At 71.5% G+C, this 21,216-nt stretch carries 24 protein-coding genes and 2 pseudogenes; 17 read left to right on the top strand and 9 right to left on the bottom strand.

Translation table 11 applies throughout. The features are described 5' to 3' along the window. The first annotated feature begins 96 nt into the window (after nt 1-96). Together ACIBEA_RS12455 and ACIBEA_RS12450 are read left to right on the top strand one after the other, a co-directional pair. Nucleotides 97-915 carry an isocitrate lyase/phosphoenolpyruvate mutase family protein gene (locus ACIBEA_RS12455; RefSeq protein ID WP_399259868.1) on the top strand — a complete coding sequence of 273 codons (819 nt, stop codon included), beginning with the start codon at nt 97-99 and terminating at the stop codon, nt 913-915. A 115-nt stretch (nt 916-1,030) separates the two neighbouring features. Beyond that, a complete protein-coding gene (locus ACIBEA_RS12450; protein ID WP_399259866.1) occupies nt 1,031-1,948 on the top strand; it encodes an EamA family transporter in 918 nt (305 codons plus the stop codon). Nucleotides 1,949-2,020: 72 nt separating this feature from the next. On the opposite strand, the gene ACIBEA_RS12445 is transcribed toward ACIBEA_RS12450, so the two are convergent. The 3 genes from ACIBEA_RS12445 to ACIBEA_RS12435 form a co-directional block, all read right to left on the bottom strand. Further along, nucleotides 2,021-2,815, bottom strand: coding sequence for a trypsin-like serine peptidase (locus ACIBEA_RS12445; RefSeq protein WP_399259864.1), 795 nt, complete (start codon nt 2,813-2,815; stop codon nt 2,021-2,023). Next, a complete protein-coding gene (locus ACIBEA_RS12440; protein ID WP_399259862.1) occupies nt 2,812-4,050 on the bottom strand; it encodes an alpha/beta hydrolase in 1,239 nt (412 codons plus the stop codon). Before ACIBEA_RS12440 ends, ACIBEA_RS12445 begins: the two co-directional genes overlap by 4 nt. A 210-nt stretch (nt 4,051-4,260) precedes the next feature. Then, nucleotides 4,261-5,550, bottom strand: a complete 1,290-nt coding sequence (locus ACIBEA_RS12435) for an alpha/beta hydrolase-fold protein (RefSeq protein ID WP_399259860.1) — start codon at nt 5,548-5,550, stop codon at nt 4,261-4,263. 275 nt (nt 5,551-5,825) lie between these two features. Here ACIBEA_RS12435 and ACIBEA_RS12430 point away from each other — a divergent pair, with 275 nt between their 5' ends. Genes ACIBEA_RS12430 through ACIBEA_RS12420 form a run of 3 tightly spaced genes read left to right on the top strand, consistent with a single transcriptional unit; the run spans nt 5,826 to nt 9,239 of the window. Next, nucleotides 5,826-6,020: an SflA family class IV lanthipeptide gene (locus tag ACIBEA_RS12430; protein ID WP_399259858.1), complete on the top strand. Its 195-nt coding sequence runs from the start codon at nt 5,826-5,828 to the stop codon at nt 6,018-6,020. Nucleotides 6,021-6,022: 2 nt separating this feature from the next. Then, nucleotides 6,023-8,653: a class IV lanthionine synthetase LanL gene (gene lanL / locus ACIBEA_RS12425; RefSeq protein WP_399259856.1), complete on the top strand. Its 2,631-nt coding sequence runs from the start codon at nt 6,023-6,025 to the stop codon at nt 8,651-8,653. Nucleotides 8,654-8,657: 4 nt separating this feature from the next. Further along, nucleotides 8,658-9,239: a Uma2 family endonuclease gene (locus ACIBEA_RS12420; RefSeq protein ID WP_399259854.1), complete on the top strand. Its 582-nt coding sequence runs from the start codon at nt 8,658-8,660 to the stop codon at nt 9,237-9,239. Between the two features lie 34 nt (nt 9,240-9,273). Here the strand turns inward: ACIBEA_RS12420 and ACIBEA_RS12415 are convergent, their stop codons facing one another. Then, a complete protein-coding gene (locus ACIBEA_RS12415; RefSeq protein WP_351032907.1) occupies nt 9,274-9,528 on the bottom strand; it encodes a Txe/YoeB family addiction module toxin in 255 nt (84 codons plus the stop codon). Continuing rightward, nucleotides 9,525-9,806: a type II toxin-antitoxin system Phd/YefM family antitoxin gene (locus ACIBEA_RS12410; RefSeq protein ID WP_399259852.1), complete on the bottom strand. Its 282-nt coding sequence runs from the start codon at nt 9,804-9,806 to the stop codon at nt 9,525-9,527. Before ACIBEA_RS12410 ends, ACIBEA_RS12415 begins: the two co-directional genes overlap by 4 nt. 104 nt (nt 9,807-9,910) lie before the next feature. Here ACIBEA_RS12410 and ACIBEA_RS12405 point away from each other — a divergent pair, with 104 nt between their 5' ends. From ACIBEA_RS12405 to ACIBEA_RS12380, 6 genes and pseudogenes are all read left to right on the top strand, one after another. Beyond that, nucleotides 9,911-10,096: a type II toxin-antitoxin system prevent-host-death family antitoxin gene (locus tag ACIBEA_RS12405; protein WP_399259850.1), complete on the top strand. Its 186-nt coding sequence runs from the start codon at nt 9,911-9,913 to the stop codon at nt 10,094-10,096. Continuing rightward, a pseudogene (locus ACIBEA_RS12400) lies at nt 10,089-10,340 on the top strand (type II toxin-antitoxin system RelE/ParE family toxin); the annotation flags it as partial. The gene ACIBEA_RS12405 and the pseudogene ACIBEA_RS12400, both read left to right, overlap by 8 nt. Nucleotides 10,341-10,574: 234 nt before the next feature. Then, nucleotides 10,575-10,805, top strand: coding sequence for a hypothetical protein (locus ACIBEA_RS12395; RefSeq protein ID WP_399259848.1), 231 nt, complete (start codon nt 10,575-10,577; stop codon nt 10,803-10,805). Further along, nucleotides 10,789-11,064: pseudogene (locus tag ACIBEA_RS12390) on the top strand (DNA-binding protein); the annotation flags it as partial. The gene ACIBEA_RS12395 and the pseudogene ACIBEA_RS12390, both read left to right, overlap by 17 nt. 215 nt (nt 11,065-11,279) lie before the next feature. After that, complete coding sequence (locus ACIBEA_RS12385) at nt 11,280-11,549, top strand: type II toxin-antitoxin system Phd/YefM family antitoxin (protein ID WP_019434848.1); 270 nt, start codon at nt 11,280-11,282, stop codon at nt 11,547-11,549. After that, the gene (locus ACIBEA_RS12380) at nt 11,542-11,805 is read left to right on the top strand and encodes a type II toxin-antitoxin system RelE/ParE family toxin (RefSeq protein WP_399259846.1); all 264 of its coding nucleotides are present in this window, start codon (nt 11,542-11,544) and stop codon (nt 11,803-11,805) included. The genes ACIBEA_RS12385 and ACIBEA_RS12380 overlap by 8 nt, the downstream gene beginning before the upstream one ends. 134 nt (nt 11,806-11,939) lie before the next feature. On the opposite strand, the gene ychF is transcribed toward ACIBEA_RS12380, so the two are convergent. After that, on the bottom strand, nt 11,940-13,028 hold the full coding sequence (ychF, locus tag ACIBEA_RS12375; RefSeq protein WP_399260144.1) for a redox-regulated ATPase YchF: 1,089 nt from the start codon (nt 13,026-13,028) through the stop codon (nt 11,940-11,942). Nucleotides 13,029-13,176: 148 nt separating this feature from the next. Between ychF and ACIBEA_RS12370 the strand changes: the two genes are divergently transcribed. Beyond that, complete coding sequence (locus ACIBEA_RS12370) at nt 13,177-13,680, top strand: DUF6542 domain-containing protein (RefSeq protein ID WP_399259844.1); 504 nt, start codon at nt 13,177-13,179, stop codon at nt 13,678-13,680. A gap of 28 nt (nt 13,681-13,708) precedes the next feature. Here the strand turns inward: ACIBEA_RS12370 and ppgK are convergent, their stop codons facing one another. Continuing rightward, nucleotides 13,709-14,452: a polyphosphate--glucose phosphotransferase gene (ppgK, locus tag ACIBEA_RS12365; RefSeq protein WP_399259842.1), complete on the bottom strand. Its 744-nt coding sequence runs from the start codon at nt 14,450-14,452 to the stop codon at nt 13,709-13,711. Nucleotides 14,453-14,497: 45 nt separating this feature from the next. After that, on the bottom strand, nt 14,498-15,490 hold the full coding sequence (locus ACIBEA_RS12360; RefSeq protein ID WP_399259840.1) for a 4-hydroxy-3-methylbut-2-enyl diphosphate reductase: 993 nt from the start codon (nt 15,488-15,490) through the stop codon (nt 14,498-14,500). A gap of 86 nt (nt 15,491-15,576) precedes the next feature. On the opposite strand from ACIBEA_RS12360, the gene ACIBEA_RS12355 reads away from it, so the two are divergent. From ACIBEA_RS12355 to ACIBEA_RS12340, 4 genes are all read left to right on the top strand, one after another. After that, the gene (locus tag ACIBEA_RS12355) at nt 15,577-16,998 is read left to right on the top strand and encodes an APC family permease (protein WP_399259838.1); all 1,422 of its coding nucleotides are present in this window, start codon (nt 15,577-15,579) and stop codon (nt 16,996-16,998) included. Between the two features lie 9 nt (nt 16,999-17,007). Beyond that, a complete protein-coding gene (gene xseA, locus ACIBEA_RS12350; protein ID WP_399259836.1) occupies nt 17,008-18,222 on the top strand; it encodes an exodeoxyribonuclease VII large subunit in 1,215 nt (404 codons plus the stop codon). 128 nt (nt 18,223-18,350) lie between these two features. Next, complete coding sequence (locus ACIBEA_RS12345; protein WP_385780129.1) at nt 18,351-18,584, top strand: exodeoxyribonuclease VII small subunit; 234 nt, start codon at nt 18,351-18,353, stop codon at nt 18,582-18,584. Between the two features lie 133 nt (nt 18,585-18,717). After that, nucleotides 18,718-19,308 (top strand): malonic semialdehyde reductase, encoded by a 591-nt coding sequence (locus tag ACIBEA_RS12340; RefSeq protein ID WP_399259833.1) that lies wholly within the window; start codon nt 18,718-18,720, stop codon nt 19,306-19,308. Nucleotides 19,309-19,385: 77 nt separating this feature from the next. Here ACIBEA_RS12340 and ACIBEA_RS12335 read toward each other — a convergent pair whose 3' ends face one another. Beyond that, entirely contained in the window at nt 19,386-19,904 is a 519-nt protein-coding gene (locus ACIBEA_RS12335) for a DUF4245 domain-containing protein (RefSeq protein WP_399260142.1), read from the bottom strand. Between the two features lie 224 nt (nt 19,905-20,128). Here ACIBEA_RS12335 and glpX point away from each other — a divergent pair, with 224 nt between their 5' ends. Next, nucleotides 20,129-21,160 carry a class II fructose-bisphosphatase gene (gene glpX / locus ACIBEA_RS12330; protein ID WP_399259831.1) on the top strand — a complete coding sequence of 344 codons (1,032 nt, stop codon included), beginning with the start codon at nt 20,129-20,131 and terminating at the stop codon, nt 21,158-21,160. Nucleotides 21,161-21,216 lie beyond the last annotated feature (56 nt).

Raw genomic sequence — 21,216 nt, 5'->3', positions numbered from 1 at the left:
CCCGGGCCCCATGGGGCCCGGGAGGCATGGCTCCGGTCCACGCAGATGTCCGGTTTTCGCCAGCCCCGGGCCGCCCCCTTCTGATGAAATGCCCGCATGACTAAGTCCGTTGACCTCTCCCGCGTCCGCGCCTTCCACGCCCTGCACACCCCCGCCGCCCCGCTCGCCCTCGCCAACGCCTGGGACGTCGCGAGCGCCCGCCTGGTCGAGGCCGCCGGGTCCCCCGCCGTCGCCACCACCAGCGCCGGTGTCGCCTGGTCCCTCGGCTCCCCCGACGGGGACCTGCTGGCCCGGGACCGCGCCCTGGACCTGATCGCCCGCGTGGTCGGCGCCGTCGACGTACCGGTGACCGCCGACATCGAGGGCGGCTTCGGCGCCGACGCCGACGGGGTCGGACAGACCGTCGCCGGGGTGCTGGCCGCCGGAGCCGTCGGGGTCAACATCGAGGACCGCTTCCGGGACCCCGCCGAGCAGGTCGAGCGCCTCGCCGCCGCCCGCGCGGCCGCGGACGCCCTCGACGTCCCGCTCTACATCAACGCCCGCGTGGACACCTACCTCCTCGGCCTCGGCGAGCCCGGCCCGGCCCGGGTGGAGGAGACCCTGGCCCGCGCCGCCGCCTACCTGGAGGCGGGGGCCAGCGGCATCTTCGTGCCCGGCGTGTACGACCCGGCGACCGTGACCGAGCTGGCCCGCGGCATCGACGCCCCGCTGAACGTGCTGGTCGGCCCCGACGCGCCGAGCGTCGCCGCGCTGGGCGAGCTGGGCGTGGCCCGGGTCAGCCTCGGCTCGTGGGTCGCGGAGGCCGCGTACGCCGTGGTCCGGCGCGCCACCGAGGAGCTGCTCTCGGGCGGCACCTACGGCGCGCTCTCCGGGTCCCTCTCCTACGGCGAGGTGAACTCCCTGTTCAAGGGCTGATCCTCGCGGGCACGGGGCGGTGTCCCCGCGCCCGCCCGGGGCGGGCCCGGGGCGAGCTGACACAGGCGGGTGCCGCCCGTACGAGGGTCCGCCGGTCCGATCGTAGGATCCCGGGGTGACGACCCTCATCGACTCCCCCCGGCCCCGGGCGGCCTCCGGCGCCGTCTGGGCCGCCCTCGCCCTCGTCTACGTCGTGTGGGGCTCGACCTACCTCGGCATCCGCGTCGTCGTGGAGACGATGCCGCCCTTCCTCTCCGCCGGGGCCCGCTTCCTCTCGGCCGGCGTGCTGCTGACCGCCCTGGTCGCCTGGCGGTCCGGCCCGGCCGCGCTCCGGGTGACCCGGGCGCAGCTGGGTTCGGCCGTGCTGGTGGGCCTGATGCTGGTCCTCGGCGGGAACGGCCTGGTGGTGCTGGCCGAGACCGCCGTGCCGTCCGGTCTGGCCGCGCTGCTGGTCGCCGGGGTGCCGATGTGGGTGGTGCTGCTCCGCCTGACCGGGGGCGACCGGCCGCCGGTGCGCACGCTGGGCGGCGTGCTCGTGGGCCTCGCGGGGCTGACCGTGCTGACCAGCCCGGGGCTCAGCGGCGAGGTGGAGCTGTGGGGCGTGCTGACGATCCTGGCCGGGTCGCTGCTGTGGTCGCTGGGCTCGTACTCCTCGAACCGGCTGCCGATGCCGGCCGACCCCTTCGCCGCCAGCGCCTACGAGATGCTCGCGGGCGGCGCCGCCGCCCTCCTGGTGGGCCTGGCTCGGGGCGAGCAGCACGGTCTCGACCCGGCCGATTTCTCCACCCGCTCGTGGCTGGCGCTGGGCTACCTGATCCTCGTGGGCTCGCTGGTCGGCTTCACGGCGTACGTATGGCTGCTCCAGTCGGCGCCGCTCTCGCTCGTGTCGACCTACGCCTACGTCAATCCGGTCGTCGCGGTCACCCTCGGCGCGCTGGTCCTGGGCGAGGAGCTGACCTGGCCGATCCTGGTCGGCGGCGGGATCGTGGTGGCGGCGGTGTGCGTGATCGTGAGCACCGAGCGCCGCACGTAGCGTCGACCGACCGGGGCCGCCGCCGGGCGGGGCCGGGGGGCCGGGCGGCACAGGGCCGGGCCGCGGGTCCGGTCAGCCGCGGGCGGCCCGCTCGTACAGGGCCTTCGCGCGCCCGTCGAAGAGCGCGGCCGTGGAGTCCACGTCCGTGTCGCCGCCGCTCAGCACCGCGATGATGCGGCCGGGCGAGCCGGGGCCGCCCCGGTCGGCGATCCAGGGGCTGCCGCTGGTGCCCGTCCAGAAGCCCGCACAGCTGATGTGGAGCATGTTCGGGTCCTCGGTGTCGTGCGCGGTCTGGGTGGTGCAGGAGACCGGCCGGTTCTTCGGGTTGAAGGCCGAGTCCGGGTAGCCGACCACGGTGACGTCGCGCTCGTAGCCCGAGGCCCAGTCGGGGGTCGGCGCCTCGCCGTCGCCGACCGCCTGCTGGAGGGTGCGGCCGCTCTTGTCGGGCTCCACGGTCAGGAAGGCGAAGTCGGCGGTGTCGTCACCCCACTTCGTCCAGCGGTCGTCCACGTGGATCGCGCTGACCTTCCAGCGCCCGAGGGGCTGCGAGCCCTTGCCCTCGCCGGAGAAGGCCGGGGCGAAGGACAGCTCGCCGATGGCGAGGCCGTCGTGGGCCACCTCGCCGGGCGAGCCGTCCTCACCCGCCGGGGCCACGCAGTGCGCGGCGGTGGCGACGACGTTGCCCTTGGGGCTGTCGACCACGCTCGCCGTGCACCAGTGCTCCCCGTTGGCCATCAGCACGCCGACGGTGGGGAAGGGCATCGCCTCGGGCTTCTCGGCACCGGCCGAGTCGAAGCCCACGACGGCGACGACCGCCACGAGCCCGGCGGCCGCGGCGGACGCGCCCATCACCACCGGCTTGCTCATCGCGCGGCGGAAACGGGAGCCAGGGCCGTGGCCGGGGCCGCGGGGGTCGTGGCGGGAGCCGTCGCGGGGCCCGTCCCAGGACCCGTGCTCGCGCTCGGTCCGGGGGTCGGGGGCAGCAGTACTTTGCTGATCCACTCCAGCGAACCCTCCCTCATGCCACGGACGTACGACTTCCCATTGTGCTCACCATCCTGGATGACCTGCAGGCGGGTGTGCACCGGGCCCTTCGTGTAGTCCCGCATGAACTTCTCGGCCTTGTCCCGGCCGCTCTCCTTGGTGCCGATCTGGAAGTTGATGTAGACGTCCGGACCGCCCGCCTTGATCAGCTTCTCGGCCAGCTTCTCCGGGTTGTTCTCGTCCATCGCCTTGACGTCGCCCTTCCACAGCGGGGAATCGGGCACGAAGTCGACACCGCTGGCGATGACCGCCTTGAACCGGTCCGGGTACTTCAGGACGTGCTTGAAGGCGCCGAACCCGCCGGAGGAGGAACCCATGAAGGCCCAGCCGTCGCGGGAGGTGAAGGTACGGAAATTGGCCTTCACGAAATCCGGCACGTCATCGGCCATCCAGGTGCCCATCCTGGGCTCCCCCGGGATGTCCGAGCCGTCGAAGTGGTGCTTCGTGTCGGCGTTGATCACCGGCATGACGAGCAGGAAGGGCAGGCTCTTGCCCGACTTCACCCCGTCGATCACGGCCTGCTGGAGGCCGAGGCCGGGGCCGGTGCCCCAGTAGTTGGTGGGGTAGCCGCGGCCGCCGGGCAGGGCGATCAGCACCGGGAAGGCGCTCTTGTCGTAGCGCGGATCGTTGTACTCCTTCGGCGCCCACACCCACACGTCGCCCGTGAAGCCCGACTTCTTCCCGACCAGGGTGGTCTTCCCGATCTCGGTGCCGTCGGGGAGCCGGCTGGAGCGCTCGAAGGCGGCCCGGGGGCCGGTGGGCATGCGTACGCCGTTCACCGCACCCGCACCCGTACCCGTATCCGCGTGGGCGTCGGTGACGTCGCTCGCGGTCTCCTGGACCCGGCCGAAGGACATCGGGTCGCCTATGTCGGAGAAGAGCCCGAACCCGTACGCCGCCGCGCCGCCCCCGGCGGTCAGGGCCAGGGCCAGCGCGCCGCCGATCAGGCGGCGGCGGGGGTGCTTGCGACGGCCGCCCCCGGTCGAGGGGCCGCCCTGCGACTGCGGGTCCGACTGCGGGTCCGACTGCGGGTGGTCGAGCTGCTGGTCTTGCTGCACGGAAGTGTCCCGTTTCCTTTCCGGCGCCCGCTACGAGGGCGGGCAGGACCGTTTGGTCCCCCTTACACCCCTATGAGAGGGACTATCGGCGGGTCGGGTTGCCTGGGACGACCGTGACGTGCATCTAACGCGCCGTGCGCCGGGGCGCACGGGGGCACGGGGGCACGGGGCACAGGGGCACGGGCGCACGGGGCCGGGGCGCGGCCGGGGTCAGCCTTCGGCGGGCTTGGGGCCCTTCATCGCCTTGCTGATCCACTCCAGCGAGCCTTCCTTCATGCCGCGCACGTAGTGCCAGCCGTTGTGCTCGCCGTTCTGGATGTCCCGGATGGTGACCTTGACCGGGCCCTTGCCGAACTCCGCCTGGAACTTCTCCATCCGGGCCCGGTCCTTCTCCTTGGTCCCGAGCTGGAAGTTGACGTAGACCTCGGGGCCCTTGGTGTCGATGAGCTTCTGGGCGAGCTTGCGCGGGTTGTTCTCGTCCATCAGCTGGGTGTCCCCCTTCCACAGCGGGGAATCGGGGACTATCTCGCCACCGCTCGCGATCACGGCCTTGAACCGGTCCGGATGCTGGAGCACCTGCTTGAGCCCGACGAAGGCGCCGGAGGAGGAGCCCATGAAGGCCCAGCCGTCGCGCGACTTGTAGGTGCGGAAATTGGCCCGGGCGAAGTCCGGGATGTCATCGGCGATCCAGGTGCCCATCTTGGGCTGGCCCGGGATGTCGGAGCCGTCGTAGTAGTTCTTCTCGTCCGGGTTCAGCACCGGCATGATCAGCACGAACGGCAGGCTGGTGCCCGCCTGGACGCCGTCGCTGATGGCCTTCTGGAGGCCGAGGCTGCGGTCGGACCAGTAGTTGCTGGGGAAGCCGTTGCCGCCGGGGAGCGCGATCATCACCGGGAAGGCGCTCTTCGCGTACTTCGGCTCGTCGTACTCCTTCGGCGCCCACACCCACACGTCGCCCGTGAAGCCGGACTTCGCCCCGGTCAGCCGGGTCTTGGCTATCTTCGTGCCGTCGTCGAGGCTGCCGGTCTGCTTGAAGTCCGCCTTCGGCCCCGTCGGCAGCTGCACGTCCGGGTCGCCGCTGGGCTTCGCCGACCGGCCTCCGCCCGGAGTACTGGCGTCCGCGGCCGGGGGCGGGGTCTTGCCGAAGCTCACCGGGTCGCCGTCGCCGGAGAACCAGCCCGCCTTCCAGGCCCCGAAGCCGCCGCCCGCCAGCAGCACGACGGCGAGGGCCGCGCTGATCCACACCGCGCGCCGGGACCGCTTGGGCCGCGGGGTCCGGCCGCCGCGCCGACCGGAGCCGCCCGCCCCGTACTCACCGCCGTGCGGCTGGGCGCCGTACGGCTGGTCCTGGTAGGGCTGGGCGCCGTACGGCTGGTCCTGGTAGGGCTGGGCGCCGTACGGCTGGTCCTGGTGGGGCTGGGCCCCGTACGGCTCGTACGGCCGGCCCCCGGACGGCTGGTCATCGGGCCGCTGGCGCTGCGGGTACTGGTGCACTGACATCGCTCCGAACGGTCATGACTGCCCTCGCGGGACAGAACGGCGGGGCATCCCCTCTACTCCTGATGGCCGAATCCGGCCCGAGGTTTCAAATCCAGGCAAATAAATGACCTGCATCTCACCAAATGACCACCGGAACCCAGATCGATCCGAACGTGCCCCACCGCCGGGGAGGCTGCGCTTTTGGCCCTGGTCGGCCGGACCGGGCCTCCCTACCTTCGGGGGATCGGGCACCCGCCTGAGCACGTACGACAGGACACACGACACGGAGGCGTCACATGCCCACTGCCACTGCCACTGCCACCGCGCGGATCGCGGAGCTCGACGAGTTCCTCGACGCGGGTCCGCTGCTCGTCGACGACGAGACGATCGCGTTCGAGGACGACGACCGCGGCGACCGCGAGCACACCGCCTGTCTCGCCGACCCGTGGGTGACCGCCACCACCCGCTTCGCCTGCGAGAACAACTCCTAGCGGTGACCGGGTCCGTCGCCGGCGCGGCCGGCTGGTCCGACGACACGTGGTCGTACCTGAACGACCCGCGGATGCCGGCGATGGACCACGGCTGGAAGCTGCACGTGTCGGCCCGCCCGGGCGCGCTCGCCGAGGTGTGCGCCCTCGTCCTGCCCGTCCTGCGCCGGCACGTGTGCCACGCGAAGTTCGCCAAGGACCGACAGACGCTGCGCACCATCAATTCCGGGGCGTCCGGCCCCGGCCTCGTGGGCAAGGCGATCACCGTCTATCCCGGCCCCGGCGCCGTCGTCGCCCTGGCCGCGGAGCTGGTCGACGTACTGCGCGGCCGCGAGGGGCCACGGGTCGTCAGCGACCGGCAGGTCGATCCGCACGCACCCGTCTACTACCGCTACGGGCCCTTCACCGGCGACTACCGGACCGGCCGCAGCGGGCGGCTCGAATCGGTCATGGCCGGACCGGACGGCCAGCTCTTCGACGGGCTGGCGAGCAACGCGTACCGCTGCCCGCCCTGGGCCGAGGACCCCTTCGCGCCGGCCCCCGCGGCGCCGCCCGCGGCGACTCCGGAGGCGGCGGCCGGACCGGGACCGGGACCCGGCGCCGGCTCCGGCTCCGGCTTCGGCTTCGGCTTCGGCTTCGGCTTCGGCTTCGGCTTCGGCTTCGGCGTGGGCGGCCGCTACGCGGTCACGGCCGGGATCGTCCGCAAGCCCCAGGGGAACGTCTACCGCGCCCTGGACCGGGCCACCGGACGCCCCGTGGTGATCAAGCAGGCGCGGGCCTTCGTGTCCGAGGACGCCGCCGGTACGGACACCCGCGACCGGCTGCGCAACGAACGCCGGATCCTCGCCGCGCTCGACTCCGTCCCGGGCGTGCCGCGCGGCCTGGACTACTTCCTGCACGCGCCGGACGAGTACCTGGTGCTGACCGACTGCGGCGACCGGGACCTGCGCCGGGACGTCCAGGAGAACGGCCCCTACGGGGTGCTCACCCTCACCCACCTCGCCACCCGCCTGCTGCGGACCCTCGACGAGGTCCACGCCCGGGGCGTCGTGGTCCGCGACCTCAAGCCCGACAACGTGGTCCTCGACGGGGCGGGCCGGTGCCACCTGATCGACTTCGGGATCAGCGAGCGGGACGGCGCCGGCCCGGGCGGCGCGACCCCCGGCTACGGCGGGCCGGTCCTCCCCGCGACCGGGCCGGCCGCCTCCGCCGACGACTACTACGCCCTGGGCGCGACCCTGTGCTTCGCCGCCACCGGCCTGGACCCCGTGATCGTCGACGCCGACGCCGCGGTCAACCGGGACCGGACCCTCGACGCCCTGGCCTGGGCCCTGCCCGGCCCGGCCCACCAGGGGATCCGGTCGGCGATCACCGGCCTGATGAGCCTGACCCCGACCGTACGGACCGCCACCGCGGCCCGGCTCCGCGGCGACCCGTCCGGCACGAGCGGCGGCAGCGGCAGCAACGGTCCGGGCCCCTCGCACCGACCACACCGAGGGGACCGGCTCGACGCCGACCGGCTGACGGACATCATCGAGCACACCACGGCCTTCTGCGTCGAGGAGGCACTGCGGATCGTGGACCCGGTGCGCGCCGCCCGCCTGCACGTCCCGACACCGATCGACGTCTACGGCGGCACCTCCGGGCTCGGCCTGGAACTCCTCCACCACCGGAACCGGCCGGGCGTGCGCGACGCCGTGGCCGCACTGGCGCGGTGGACCGCGGCGCAGCCGAGGTCCAAGAGCATGTCGCCGGGCTTCTACTCGGGCCACACCGGCGTGGAGCTCTTCCTCACGTCGGCGGGTGCACCGCGCCCGTCCCTCCCGCCCGTCCCCCTCCTCCCCACCCGCACTCCGGACGGCGGGCCGCCGGAAGCCGACCTGATCGAGGGCGCCGCCGGGATCGGCCTGGGGCACCTCCTCCTGGCCCGACACCCCGGCGCTGCGGGCGACCACCTCGCCCTCGCCGCCGAGTGCGCCCGGATGCTCGCGTCCGGGGAGGCCCGGCTGTCGACCACGGGCCCGGGCACGCCCGGCGGCGCCGCACTGGGCGAGGGCATCGCGCACGGCACGGCGGGGGTCGCGCACTTCCTGCTGGAGTACGGCGCCGCCACGGGCGACCCCGCCGCGATCGACCGGGCCCGGCGGGCGTGCGCGCAGCTCGCCGCGCGCACCCCGGACGTCATCGCGGCGGCGGGCGCACCGGGCGCGACGCGCCGCTACGGCTCGTGGTGCCGCGGCCTCGCCGGGATCGGCACGGTCCTCGCCCGGGCCGCCGCCCTCCTCGACGAACCCGGCTACCTGACCCTGGCCGAGCGCAGCGCCCGCACCTGCGCGGCGCTCGCCCCGCGCATGCCCCTGGTCGGCCAGTGCTGCGGCCTGTCGGGCGTCGGCGAGCTCCTGCTGGACGTCGCGCACGCCCGCGACGCCGAGGAATTCCTGGACGCCGCCGAGAAGGTCGCGCTGATCATCCTGAGCCGCAGCGGCGGCCCGAGCTCCCGCCCCACGTTCCCGGACAGCACCCTGACCACCTCCACCGCCACCTGGTCCGCAGGCTCAGCAGGCGTCCTCGCCTTCCTCCGCCGCCTGGATTCCCGCGGAGCCGGGCCCCCGGGACGGCGGCAGCCGCTACCGTGAAGCCATGACCGCACTGCCCGACTGGATGCGCCCGCCGCGCGCGGAAGGCTGGTTCGCGGAGGACCTGGACCGCCTCCCGGAAGCACCGCGCCACACCGAACTGATCGACGGAGCCCTCGTCTTCATGATGTCGCCCCAACGCTGGTGGCACGGAGAGATCGTCACCGACCTCACGCTGGCCCTCAGGGCTCAGGCCCCAGTGGGACACAGGGTCGGCCGCGAAATGACCATCAAGCTCGACCCGCGCAACCGTCCCGAACCGGACCTGCTGGTGACGACGGCCGATTTCGACGGCGACCGCACCTGGTTCGCACCGGAGGACGTCCAGCTCGTCATCGAGGTCGTCTCCCCGGAATCGGCCCACCGCGATCGCACGGTGAAACTCCGCAAGTACGCCGAGGCCGGCATCCCGCACTACTGGTGCATCGAGGACGAGGACGGCGCTCCTGTGGTCCACGCCTACGAGCTCGACGAGCCCACGGGCGCCTACGCCCCCGCGGGCATCTTCCGGAACACCCTCCACCGCCCGGTGCCCTTCGAGATCACCCTTGACCTCGACAAGCTCACCCCACCGCGCAACAACTGAAAGCTGATCACCAGCACCATCCCAGCACCGGCGATCAGTAGTGGTAGCGGGCAGCGAGGACGACGATCTCCTTGTCCGTCACCAGGTAGACGAGGCGGTGCTCGTCGTCGATCCGCCGCGACCACGCCCCGGGCAGGTGATACTTCAGCGGCTCCGGCTTACCGATGCCCGTGAACGGGTCACGCCTGACGTCCTCGATGAGCTTGTTGATCCGGGCGAGCATCTTGCGGTCGTTCTTGAGCCAGGACGTGTAGTCCTCCCAGCCCTGATCCTCGAAGACGAGCCTCACGCGGCACCCGCACCAGCGTCCGCCGAGTCCGGATCGATCAGCTGCCGCTCCGACACATTGACGTGGGCCAGGGCGTTCTCGTACGCCTTGAGCAGCCGACGCGCGTTCGCCGGCGAGCGCAGCAGGTACGAGCCCTCGCGCAGCGCCGCATAGTCCTCGGCCGAGATGAGCACGGCGTTGCCGTGCTTCGAGACGATCTCGATGGCCTCGTGGTTCTCGTTGACCTTCTTGATCAGCGGAAAGAGTTCCTTGCGGGCTTCGCTCGCAGTGATGGACATGACCTGACCCTTCCCTCAAGTGGTACCTAATAACGTACCACTCCCGCACCACTCGGGAGGGGGGCTTATGGGCGGTCGGCCATCGCGGGACCACGCGGTCCGCAGTGCCCACGGTCATCACCCGTCGCGGCAAGCAGGTCGCCGCCGTCGCCTCCATCGAGGTGTTGCGCAAGTACCAGGAGTGGGAAGAGCGCGAGATCAACCGGATCGTCGACGAGCGCATGGCCAATCCGGCCCCCGGTATCCCGATCGAGGACGTCATGAGGGAGACGCTGGCACGCGGTGAGTGAGTACCGGACCGTCTTCCGCCCCGAGGCGCAGGCCGAGCTCCGGAAGGTTCCCCGCGACATGGCGCTGCGCATCCTGGCCAAGCTGACCGAGCTGGAGAGCGACCCACTCGGCTGCAACACCACCGCACTCGTGTCACAGCCGGAACGGCGCCGTCTGCGCGTCGGTGACTACCGCGTCGTCTACACGATCGACAACGGAGAGCTGGCGGTCTGGGCCGTTCACATGGGACACCGGTCCACCGTTACGAGACCTGATTGCCGCAGTACGGCCACGACGAAGGGGGCCGACCCCGGGAGGATCCGACCCCTTCCGACCTGCACGCCGATTACACGTTGAAGCGGAATGTCTGCGGACCGATCCGGGCACTTTCGGGTGCTCTGCGGACTGCCTGCGAACCGGCTTCCTCCGGCGAGGCGCCGAGCACCACTCGCGGCCACTCTCACCCAACAATTTACTGCCACTGGCAGGATCGGCATCATGAGTAGTAGCAGGAAGTATTCGATCAGCCTGCCCGAGGACCTCGCCGAGGCCGTGCGCGCCCACGTCGGCCCTGGCGGCTTCTCCGCCTACGTCGCAGAGGCCCTCGAACAACGGGTCGCCATGGACAAGCTCCGGCAGATCGTCGCCGACTTCGAGACCGACAATGACGAGCTCACCCGCGAAGAGGTCGAGGCGGCCCGCGCTCTGCTGCGCCATGACCACCCTTGAGGCCGACTACGAGCGCATCCACCCCGCCCGCATCAAGTGGGTCCTCTCCCGCATCGACGTTCGCGACGTCACCAAGGAGGTCACCGACCAGGCCGCCGCCCTCCTTCGCACCCACCATCTCCATGGCCACACGTACGCCATCGACGCCGCCTTCGCCGTCATCGCCCGCGCCGCGCCCCAGCCGGTCACCGTCCTCACCTCCGACCCCGAGGACCTGACACTGCTCTGCGACCCCGCAGTAGAAGTCGTCAAGGCGTGAAACGCCCGGTGCGCCCGAGCCGGCCGGGCTGCCGCAGGACGTCGAATCTGTGGGCCTCGTCCAGCACGGTCGAAATGACCCGCTCGATGCCGGACCCCGGCACTGCAGCACGGTGCGCGCTCATCCAGCACATCCAGCACGCGCGCGTCGAGGCGACCTGCCCAGCACCACGGTAGCCCTTGTGTACACATGGGACATTCGGTACCCTTGAGCGCATGACGCAGCCACTGCCCATAGAGTCCATCCGCGACGTGCGTGCGCACTTGGCGGAGGTCGTGGAGCGCGCCGACCGCGACGACGTACCCACCGTGATCACGCGCCGAGGCAAGGAAGTCGCCGCCGTGGTCTCCATCGAGGTGCTGCGCAAGTACCAGGAGTGGGAAGAGCGCGAGATCAACCGGATCATCGACGAGCGCATGGCCAACCCAGCACCCGGCATCCCGATCGAGGACATCATGAGGGAGACGCTGGCGCGCGGTGAGTGAGCACCGAACCGTCTTCCGCCCCGAGGCGCAGGCCGAGCTTCGGAAGATCCCCCGCGACATGGCGCTGCGCATCCTGGCCAAGCTGACCGAGCTGGAGACCGATCCCCTCGGCTTCAACACCACCGCACTCGTGTCACAGCCGGAACGACGGCGCCTTCGCATAGGCGACTACCGCATCGTCTACACGATCGACAACGGCGAGCTGGTGATCTGGGTCGTTCACGTGGGACACCGGTCCACCGTTTACGAGACCTGATTACCCGCTGACCCCACGTCAGAATATCCAGCACCCATCCAGCACGGTGACGACGAAGGGGTCGGACTCCACAGAGTCCGACCCCTTCTGAGCTGCACACTTGACCAATCACATCACGTGCAGCAAGTGCACGACTACACGTTGAAGCGGAACTCCACCACGTCGCCGTCCTGCATGAGGTAGTCCTTGCCCTCCATGCGGGCCTTGCCCTTGGCGCGGGCTTCGGCGACCGAGCCGCATTCGACCAGGTCCGCGAAGGAGATGACCTCGGCCTTGATGAAGCCGCGCTGGAAGTCCGTGTGGATCACGCCGGCCGCCTCGGGGGCCGTGGCGCCCTGCTTGATGGTCCAGGCGCGGGTTTCCTTCGGGCCGGCCGTCAGGTAGGTCTGGAGGCCGAGGGTCGCGAAGCCGACGCGGCCCAGGGTGGCCATGCCCGGCTCTTCCTGGCCGACGGACTGGAGGAGTTCGAGGGCCTCCTCGTCGTCCAGCTCGATCAGCTCCGCCTCCAGCTTGGCGTTCAGGAAGATCGCCTCGGCCGGGGCCACGAGGGCGCTCTGCTCCGCCTTGAAGGCGTCGTCGGTGAGCTCGTCCTCGTCCACGTTGAAGACGTAGAGGAACGGCTTGACGGTCAGCAGGTGCAGTTCGTGCAGGAGGTCGCCCTGCTCGGTGCCCTTGGTGATGCCGTGCGAGAAGAGGGTGTCGCCCGCTTCGAGGATCTTCTGGGCCTTCTCGACCGCCCCGAGGACCGCGACCTTCTCCTTCTGGAGGCGGGACTCCTTCGTCAGGCGCGGCACCGCCTTCTCGATCGACTGGAGGTCCGCGAGGATCAGCTCGGTGTTGATCGTCTCGATGTCGTCCTTCGGCGAGACCTTGCCGTCGACGTGGACGACGTTCTCGTCGGCGAAGGCGCGGATGACCTGGCAGATCGCGTCGGACTCGCGGATGTTCGCGAGGAACTTGTTGCCGAGGCCCTCGCCCTCCGAGGCGCCGCGGACGATGCCCGCGATGTCGACGAAGTCGACGGTCGCCGGGAGGACCTTCTGGGAGCCGAAGATGCCCGCGAGGACGGCGAGGCGGGTGTCCGGTACGCCGACGACGCCGACGTTCGGCTCGATGGTGGCGAACGGGTAGTTGGCCGCCAGCACGTCGTTCTTGGTCAGGGCGTTGAAAAGGGTCGACTTGCCGACATTCGGCAGGCCGACGATTCCGATCGTGAGCGACACGTTGGCGACTTCCCGTAGCTGGAGGGGGCTGACCCGGGTACGGGCCATCGGACAGTTTACTTTCCGATGGCCGGCGGTGGATGTACGCGTGTCCAGGCACCCATACGGGGTCCGTGCCGCCTAGCTTGGTCCAGTGGAGCGAGACAGGATGCGATCGGCATATCACCCGCAGCGACAGCCGGAGGCGGCCCGCCGGCCCGCCGTACCCCCGCAGGGCGGTGGCAACCGGCCCAGGCCCCGGCCCGCCGTGGCCCGCAGGCTGCCCCGGCCCAAGCTGACCGGGCTCGGGGGCGGGCTGTTCGCCTGCGCCGCGATGGTGCTGGCCGCCGGGATCGACTGGTTGATCTTCGACGCGTCGCTGCTCGGGTACGGGCTCCTCTTCATGCCGGTCGCCGCGGCGACCGCGCTCTGGGTGCGCCCGGCCGACCTGATCACCGCGCCGATCGCCGCCCCCATCGCCTTCACCGCCGGAGTGTGGCCCATCGCGGGCGGCTCCGGCGGCTTCGGCGGCCAGTTGATGGGCGTGGTCACGGCGCTGTCCCTGCACGCCGGCTGGCTGTACGCGGGGACCCTGATCGCCGGTCTGATCGCGGTGGTGCGCAAGGCCGTGCTGATCGGGCGGCGGCGCACCATGCCCCGCCGCGTCGCCTGAGCGGACTCGCTCAGGGGCCCGGAGGGCTTCAGGAGGCCGGGCGCGCCGCCATCGCCGCGCCCACGATGCCCGCGTTGTTGCGCAGCGTCGCGGGGACGATCTCGGCGCGGATGCCCTCGATCAGCGGCAGGAACTTCTCCGGCTTGCGGCTCACCCCGCCGCCGAGGATGAAGAGGTCCGGGGAGAACAGCATCTCCACGTGGGCCAGGTACCTCTGCAGCCGGTGCGCCCAGCGCTCCCAACTGAGGTCGCCGTCCTCCTTGGCCTTCACCGAGGCCCGGGTCTCCGCGTCGTGACCGCGCAGTTCCAGGTGGCCCAGCTCGCTGTTGGCGACCAGGTGTCCGTCCGTGAAGAGGGCACTGCCGATGCCGGTGCCGAGGGTCAGCAGGATGACCGTACCGCCGCGGCCGCGGCCGGCCCCGTACGTCATCTCCGCGACGCCCGCCGCGTCCGCGTCGTTCAGGACCGTGACCGGGAGGCCGCCGAGGCGCTCCGAGAGGAGGCCGGCCGCGTCCAGGCCGACCCATCCCTTGTCGACGTTCGCGGCCGAGCGGGTGATGCCGCCGGTCACGACCCCGGGGAAGGTGACGCCGACCGGGCCCTTCCAGTCGAAGTTGCGTACGACCTCCGCAACGCAGTCGGCCACCCCGTCGGGGGTGGCCGGATGCGGTGTCAGTACTTTGTGGCGCTCCTGCGCCAGGTCGCCGCGGTCAAGGTCCACGGGAGCGCCCTTGATCCCGGAACCGCCGATGTCCACACCGAAGATCTGCATGGACTCACCGTACGAAAAGACCCCGGGACGAGCGGGACGACCCGGCTACTTCCCGGCGAGCAGGTTCGCGGCCTCGGTGCGCAGGTCGCGGCGCAGTTCCTTGGGCAGTGAGAAGACGATCGACTCCTCGGCCGTCTTGACGATCTCCACGTCGGCGTAGCCGCGCTGGGCCAGCCACTCCAGCACTTCCTCGACCAGGACCTCCGGGACCGAGGCGCCCGAGGTCAGACCGACCGTGGTGACGCCCTCCAGCCAGGCCTCGTCGATCTCGCTCGCGAAGTCCACGAGGTGCGCGGCGGCCGCGCCGGCGTCCAGGGCGACCTCGACCAGCCGGATCGAGTTCGAGGAGTTCTTCGAGCCGACGACGATGACGAGGTCGGAGTCGGCGCCCATCACCTTGACGGCGGCCTGCCGGTTCGAGGTGGCGTAGCAGATGTCGTCGCTGGGAGGCGAGACGAGCAGCGGGAACTTGGTCTTCAGCGCGTCGACCGTCTCCATCGTCTCGTCGACCGAGAGCGTGGTCTGCGACAGCCAGACGACCTTGGACTCGTCGCGGACGGTGACCTTGGCGACGTCCTCGGGACCGTCGACGATGGTGATGTGGTCCGGGGCCTCGCCGGAGGTGCCGATGACCTCCTCGTGGCCCTCGTGGCCGATGAGGAGGATGTCGAAGTCCTCGTTGGCGTAGCGGACGGCTTCCTTGTGCACCTTGGTGACCAGCGGGCAGGTCGCGTCGATCGTGGCGAGCTTGCGCTCGGCGGCCTCGTCGTGGACGACGGGGGCGACGCCGTGCGCCGAGAACATCACGATGGAGCCCTCGGGGACCTCGGCCGTCCGTTCGACGAAGATGGCCCCCTTCTTCTCCAACGTCTGGACGACGTACTTGTTGTGGACGATCTCGTGGCGGACGTAGACCGGCGCACCGTACTGCTCAAGGGCCTTCTCGACGGCGATCACGGCTCGGTCGACGCCCGCGCAGTACCCGCGGGGGGCGGCGAGCAGGACACGGCGGGAAGCGGAAGCAGTCATGACGTCCATCGTACGGGGGTGTCCAACAGGCCGGACGTCCCCCGTTCGACACAGACTGGACCGAAAGCGTGTCCACTGCATCACTCGGAGGGCGGATGGTGTCCGATACGGATCCCGGCACGGAGGCCGGGCCGTCACCCGGTGCCGCCCCCGAGGGGCGGCTGCGGCGCAGTCTCGGCTTCCGTGACCTGGTCGTCTACGGGCTGCTCTTCATCGCGCCGATGGCTCCGGTCGGCATCTTCGGCACCCTCGACGCGAAGTCGCACGGCGCCGTGGCCCTGGTCTACCTCGCCGCCACCGTGGCGATGGCCTTCACGGCCTTCTCCTACGCGCAGATGGTCCGGGTCGCGCCGCAGGCCGGTTCGGTCTTCACCTACGCCCGCAAGGGCCTCGGCGAGGGGCCCGGGCTGATCGCCGGCTGGATGGCGATGCTCGACTACCTGCTGATCCCGGCGGTGGCGTACCTCTTCTCCGGCATCGCGATGCACGCGCTGGTGCCGGAGGTGTCGCGCTGGGTGTGGACGGCGCTGGCCGTGGTGGTCACCACCGCGCTGAACCTGTGGGGCGTACGGGCGGCGGCCCGCGTGGGCTTCGCCGTGCTGGCCCTGGAGGTGGTGGTCCTGCTGGTGTTCCTGGTCGCCGCCGTGAGCGCGCTGGTCCAAGGCGGCGCCCGGCGCGGCTGGCTGTCCCCGCTGACCGGGGACGGATCCCTCGGCTTCTCGACGGGCGCGGTGCTCGGAGCGGTGTCGGTGGCGGTCCTGTCGTACCTGGGGTTCGACGCGATCGCCTCCTTCGCCGAGGAGGTGACCGGGGGCAGCGCGAAGGTGGCGCGGGCGGTGCTCTTCTGCCTGGCGCTGACCGGGGTGCTCTTCATCGCCCAGACCTATCTGGCGGCGCTGCTGACCCCGCTCTCCGCCGCCGAGCTGGCGGCCGATCCGGGGCTCCAGGGGCCGGCCTTCTACACCACCGTCGAGTCCGCCGTCGGGCCCTGGCTGCACGACCTGGTCGCGGCCAGCAAGGCGATCGGGGCGGCCTTCGCGGCGCTCGCCGGGCAGGCCGCGGCCGGTCGGCTGCTGTTCGCGATGGCCCGGGAGGGGCGGCTGCCGAAGGCGCTCGCGCGGACCTCGGGCGGCACCCCGCGCCCGGCGCTGCTGGTCGCGGCGACGGTGACGCTGGTCGCGGCCGTCTGGGCGGCCCGGCGCGACGACGGGCTGGACCACCTGGTCTCCGTCGTCGACATCGGGGCGCTGGTGGCCTTCACCCTGCTGCACGCCTCCGTGGTCGGGTGGTTCGTCGTACGCCGCTCCGCGGGCCCCCCGAACTGGTGGAAGCACCTGGTGGTGCCGGTCCTGGGCGCGGCCGTGACCCTCGCGGTGATCGTCGAGGCCTCGCACACGGCCCAGTGGGTCGGCGCGCTCTGGCTGGCCGTGGGGCTGGCGGTGCTGGTGGCGCAACGGGGGCGGCGCGCGGGCCGGGGACCGGGCGGACCTGGCGACGCTGTCGGTCCCGGCCGTTAGCCTGCCTGCATGGGTCTGAATTCATCGCCGGAGACGCCACTGCCCGTCGGTCAGGTGTCCCGGCTGATCGGGGGGTGGATCGACCGCCTCGGCCAGGTGTGGGTGGAGGGGCAGATCACCCAGCTCTCGCGACGACCGGGGGCCGGGGTGGTGTTCTTGACCCTGCGCGATCCGTCGCACGACATCTCGGTGGCGGTGACCTGCTTCCGGCAGGTCTTCGACGAGGTCGCGGACTCCGTGTCGGAGGGGGCGCGCGTCCTCGTCCTCGCCAAGCCCGAGTGGTACGCGCCGCGCGGCCAGCTGTCCCTGCGGGCCACCGAGATACGGCCCGTGGGCATCGGCGAGCTGCTGGCGCGGCTGGAGAAGCTCAAGCGGTCGCTGGCCTCGGAGGGCCTGTTCGCGCTGGACCGCAAGAAGCCGCTGCCGTTCCTGCCGCAACTGATCGGGCTGGTGGTCGGGCGGGCCTCGGCGGCCGAGCGGGACGTGCTGGAGAACGCGCGCCGCCGCTGGCCGGCGGTCCGCTTCGAGGTGCGCAACGTCGCCGTGCAGGGCGTCCACGCGGTGCCCCAGGTGATCGAGGCGGTCAGGGAGCTGGACGCGCTGCCCGAGGTCGACGTGATCATCGTGGCGCGCGGCGGCGGCAGCGTGGAGGACCTGCTGCCCTTCTCCGACGAGGAGGTCGTGCGCACGGTGGCCGCGGCCCGCACCCCGGTGGTCTCGGCCATCGGGCACGAGCCCGACTCCCCGCTGCTGGACCTGGTCGCCGACGTACGGGCGTCCACGCCCACCGACGCGGCGAAGAAGGTGGTCCCGGACGTCGGCGAGGAGCTGGAGCGGGTGCGCCAGTTGCAGGGCCGGGGACTGCGCGCGGTGCGCGGCCTGCTGGACCGGGAGGAGCGCGGGCTCGCGCACGCCCTCGCGCGGCCGGTGTTCGTGCACCCGCAGCGGATGGTGGAGACCCGGGAGGCCGAGCTGGACGCGACGCTCGCGCGGGCCCGGCGGACCGTGGGCCACCTGCTGGACCGGGCCGAGTCGGAGCTGGCGCACACCCGCGCCCGGGTCGTGGCGCTGTCCCCCGCGGCGACGCTGGAGCGCGGGTACGCGGTGCTCCAGCGGGCGGACGGGCACGTGGTGCGCTCCCCCGCGGAGCTGGGGGCGGACGAGGTGCTGCGGGCACGGGTCGCGGAGGGCGAGTTCACCGTCCGCGTCACCGATGCCGGCTGACCACGGGTGGCTGCCGACCACCGGTGCCCGCGGGACGGCAGGCGGCCACGGGACCGCGGGGGGCTCCGGAAGCCGCCATGTTCCCGAAACAATTTCCTTGTGACACGAAGAATACGATCGGAGCGGGAATGACTGAGGCCGGTACGGCGCTGGGGTACGAGCAGGCTCGGGACGAGCTGATCGAGGTCGTCCGCAAGCTGGAGGCGGGCGGCACCTCGCTGGAGGAGTCGCTGGCCCTCTGGGAGCGCGGCGAGGAGCTGGCGAAGGTCTGCCGGAACTGGCTGGAGGGCGCCCGGGCCCGGCTGGACTCGGCCCTGGCGGGGCGAGACGGAGCGGGCGCGCCCGACGGGGACGCCGACTAGACGGCCCGGCCCCCGGGGGCGTCGCGGTGTGAGGCCGCCCACCCCGTCGGGCTATTAGTTGAAATTTCAATTTCTTTGGCGTAGTGTCAGGGCATCGCTTCACCCCGGTTTTCGTATGGAAGAAGGCTTTCCGATGTCCCTCGTTCTTGACTCCGCCGCTCAGGACCTGCTGTTCCGCGAGGCCCGTACCGCCAACTCGTTCTCGGACGAGCCGGTGACCGAGGAGCAGGTCCAGGCGATCTACGACCTCGTCAAGTTCGGCCCGACGGCCTTCAACCAGACGCCCCTGCGCATCACGCTGGTCCGCTCCGCCGAGGCCCGCGAGCGCCTCGTGAAGCACATGGCCGCGGGCAACCAGCCCAAGACCCAGGCCGCCCCGCTGGTCGCGATCCTCTCCGCGGACAACGAGTTCCACGAGGAGCTGCCGGCCCTGCTCCCGAGCTTCCCGCAGGCCAAGGACCTCTTCTTCGGCGAGCGTCCGGTCCGCGAGCAGTCCGCCCTGGTGAACTCGGCCCTGCAGGCCGCCTACTTCATCGTCGGCATCCGCGCCGCCGGTCTGGCCGCGGGTCCGATGACGGGCCTGGACTTCGCCGGTGTCCAGAAGGAGTTCCTGGACGACGACCACACCCCGCTGATGGTCATCAACATCGGCAAGCCGGGCGAGAACGCCTGGTACCCGCGCTCCCCGCGCCTGGACTTCGACCAGGTCGTCACGACCGTCTGAGCCCGAGCGAACCCGAAAAGGCCGCCCGCCCCGGTTTCCCCGGGGCGGGCGGCCTTTTCGCACAGTCGCTCGACGGCTCAGCCGCCCTGCTTGAACTCCAGCGCGCCGGCCAGTTCCGCCAGCTCCCCGAAGGCGCCGGTGCCGGTGACCACGGTCGCGTGCCCCTGCTCCCGGCGCACCAGGGCGCGGTACTTCGGGCCCTCCCAGCGCTCCCAGGACAGGTCGCCGACCTGCTGCGTCTGTCCGGTGGCCTTGGCCTTCTGGGTGACCTTGTCCAGGTACTTGGCCGAGGTGTCGCTCGACTGCTCCACCGCCACGTACTCGCTGCGCGGGTCGAGGAAGCCCAGGTGCCAGGCGTTCGCGTCCTTGCGGTCGTAGGTCACCGAGGTCGCGCGCCACTCCTTGGCGAGCCCGACGGGCGAACCCACCGGGTACGGCGCCGCGCGGCGGGCCGTGAGGGTCTCGATGCGGTAGTCGACGACGTGCGTCGGGTCGGCCTTGTCGTCGTGCGGGACGGCCAGGTAGATCCCTCCCGCGACCACGCCGATGATCGCCAGCGACCGGACCATGTCCCAGATCGTCTGCTTGCCTTTCATGCCTGCCACGGGACCATCGTCCCGCATCGCGGTACGCGATCATCACCAGGGTCGCCCCGGCGGGGCCACATGGGGCGCGGCGGCGGACCCGATCCGTCCGCTCAGGCCAATACGCTGACCGATATACCGCTCATACGTGCCCCGCCCTGCTCAATTTATCGACGTACCGATAGAGTTCCAGCACCCTCACTTCCGGCCGTCGCCGTACAGAAAGGTGCGCTCCGATGACCGAGCACAACCTGCCGCCCCAGCTCGAAGTCTCTCCGGAGGCGCCCGACCGCAACCTCGCCCTGGAGCTCGTCCGGGTCACCGAGGCCGCCGCCATGGCCGCGGGCCGTTGGGTCGGGCGCGGCGACAAGCTCGGCGCCGACGGCGCCGCGGTCAATGCCATGCGCACCCTGATCTCCACCGTTTCGATGAACGGCGTCGTCGTCATCGGCGAGGGGGAGAAGGACGAAGCCCCCATGCTCTTCAACGGCGAGCGGGTCGGCGACGGCACCGGCGCCGAGGTCGACATCGCCGTCGACCCGATCGACGGCACCACCCTGAACGCCAAGGGCATGCCGAACGCGATCGCCGTCCTGGCCGCCGCCGACCGCGGCACCATGTTCGACCCGTCCGCGGTGTTCTACATGGAGAAGCTGGTCACCGGCCCCGAGGCCGCCGACTTCGTCGACATCAACGCCCCCGCCTCGGTGAACATCCGCCGGGTCGCCAAGGCCAAGGGCATGGCCGTGGAGGACGTCACCGTCGTCATCCTGGACCGCCCCCGCCACGAGGGCATCGTCAAGGAGATCCGCGAGACCGGCGCCCGCATCAAGTTCATCTCGGACGGCGACGTCGCGGGCTCGGTCATGGCGGTCCGCGAGGGGACCGGCGTGGACCTGCTCCTCGGCATCGGCGGCACCCCCGAGGGCATCATCTCGGCCTGCGCCATCAAGTGCCTCGGCGGCACCATCCAGGGCAAGCTGTGGCCGAAGGACGAGGCCGAGCGCCAGAAGGCCATCGACGCGGGCCACGACCTGGACCGGGTCCTGCACACCGACGACCTGGTCTCCGGCGACAACGTCTTCTTCGTCGCGACCGGCATCACGGACGGCGAGCTGCTGCGCGGCGTCCACTACCGCTCCGCGACCGCGACCACGTCCTCGCTGGTCATGCGGTCGAAGTCGGGCACGATCCGGCAGATCGACTCCACCCACCGCCTGTCGAAGCTGCGGGCGTACAGCGCGATCGACTTCGACCGCGCGCAGTAGGCCTGCGGCCGGCACGACTGGAGGGGCGGCCACCGCGTGCGGCGGTGACCGCCCCT

The sequence above is a fragment of the Streptomyces sp. NPDC051555 genome (genome assembly GCF_044454405.1).
Lineage (GTDB): Bacteria > Actinomycetota > Actinomycetes > Streptomycetales > Streptomycetaceae > Streptomyces.
Note: the sequence above shows the minus strand (reverse complement) of the source record. Positions and strands in the feature narration are given on the sequence as shown.

Bases quoted from the DNA above. Each gene is read 5' to 3' on its own strand.
- glpX (WP_399259831.1), top strand. From the start codon at position 20,129: ATGACCGAGCACAACCTGCCGCCCCAGCTCGAAGTCTCTCCGGAGGCG.
- ACIBEA_RS12385 (WP_019434848.1), top strand. From the start codon at position 11,280: ATGACGCAGCCACTGCCCATAGAGTCCATCCGCGACGTGCGTGCGCAC.
- ACIBEA_RS12420 (WP_399259854.1), top strand. From the start codon at position 8,658: ATGACCGCACTGCCCGACTGGATGCGCCCGCCGCGCGCGGAAGGCTGG.
- ACIBEA_RS12335 (WP_399260142.1), bottom strand. From the start codon at position 19,904: ATGAAAGGCAAGCAGACGATCTGGGACATGGTCCGGTCGCTGGCGATC.
- ppgK (WP_399259842.1), bottom strand. From the start codon at position 14,452: ATGCAGATCTTCGGTGTGGACATCGGCGGTTCCGGGATCAAGGGCGCT.
- ACIBEA_RS12360 (WP_399259840.1), bottom strand. From the start codon at position 15,490: ATGGACGTCATGACTGCTTCCGCTTCCCGCCGTGTCCTGCTCGCCGCC.
- ACIBEA_RS12455 (WP_399259868.1), top strand. From the start codon at position 97: ATGACTAAGTCCGTTGACCTCTCCCGCGTCCGCGCCTTCCACGCCCTG.
- ACIBEA_RS12370 (WP_399259844.1), top strand. From the start codon at position 13,177: ATGCGATCGGCATATCACCCGCAGCGACAGCCGGAGGCGGCCCGCCGG.
- ACIBEA_RS12410 (WP_399259852.1), bottom strand. From the start codon at position 9,806: ATGTCCATCACTGCGAGCGAAGCCCGCAAGGAACTCTTTCCGCTGATC.
- ACIBEA_RS12430 (WP_399259858.1), top strand. From the start codon at position 5,826: ATGCCCACTGCCACTGCCACTGCCACCGCGCGGATCGCGGAGCTCGAC.
- ACIBEA_RS12355 (WP_399259838.1), top strand. From the start codon at position 15,577: ATGGTGTCCGATACGGATCCCGGCACGGAGGCCGGGCCGTCACCCGGT.
- ACIBEA_RS12445 (WP_399259864.1), bottom strand. From the start codon at position 2,815: ATGAGCAAGCCGGTGGTGATGGGCGCGTCCGCCGCGGCCGCCGGGCTC.
- ACIBEA_RS12345 (WP_385780129.1), top strand. From the start codon at position 18,351: ATGACTGAGGCCGGTACGGCGCTGGGGTACGAGCAGGCTCGGGACGAG.
- ACIBEA_RS12435 (WP_399259860.1), bottom strand. From the start codon at position 5,550: ATGTCAGTGCACCAGTACCCGCAGCGCCAGCGGCCCGATGACCAGCCG.
- xseA (WP_399259836.1), top strand. From the start codon at position 17,008: ATGGGTCTGAATTCATCGCCGGAGACGCCACTGCCCGTCGGTCAGGTG.
- ACIBEA_RS12340 (WP_399259833.1), top strand. From the start codon at position 18,718: ATGTCCCTCGTTCTTGACTCCGCCGCTCAGGACCTGCTGTTCCGCGAG.
- ACIBEA_RS12395 (WP_399259848.1), top strand. From the start codon at position 10,575: ATGAGTAGTAGCAGGAAGTATTCGATCAGCCTGCCCGAGGACCTCGCC.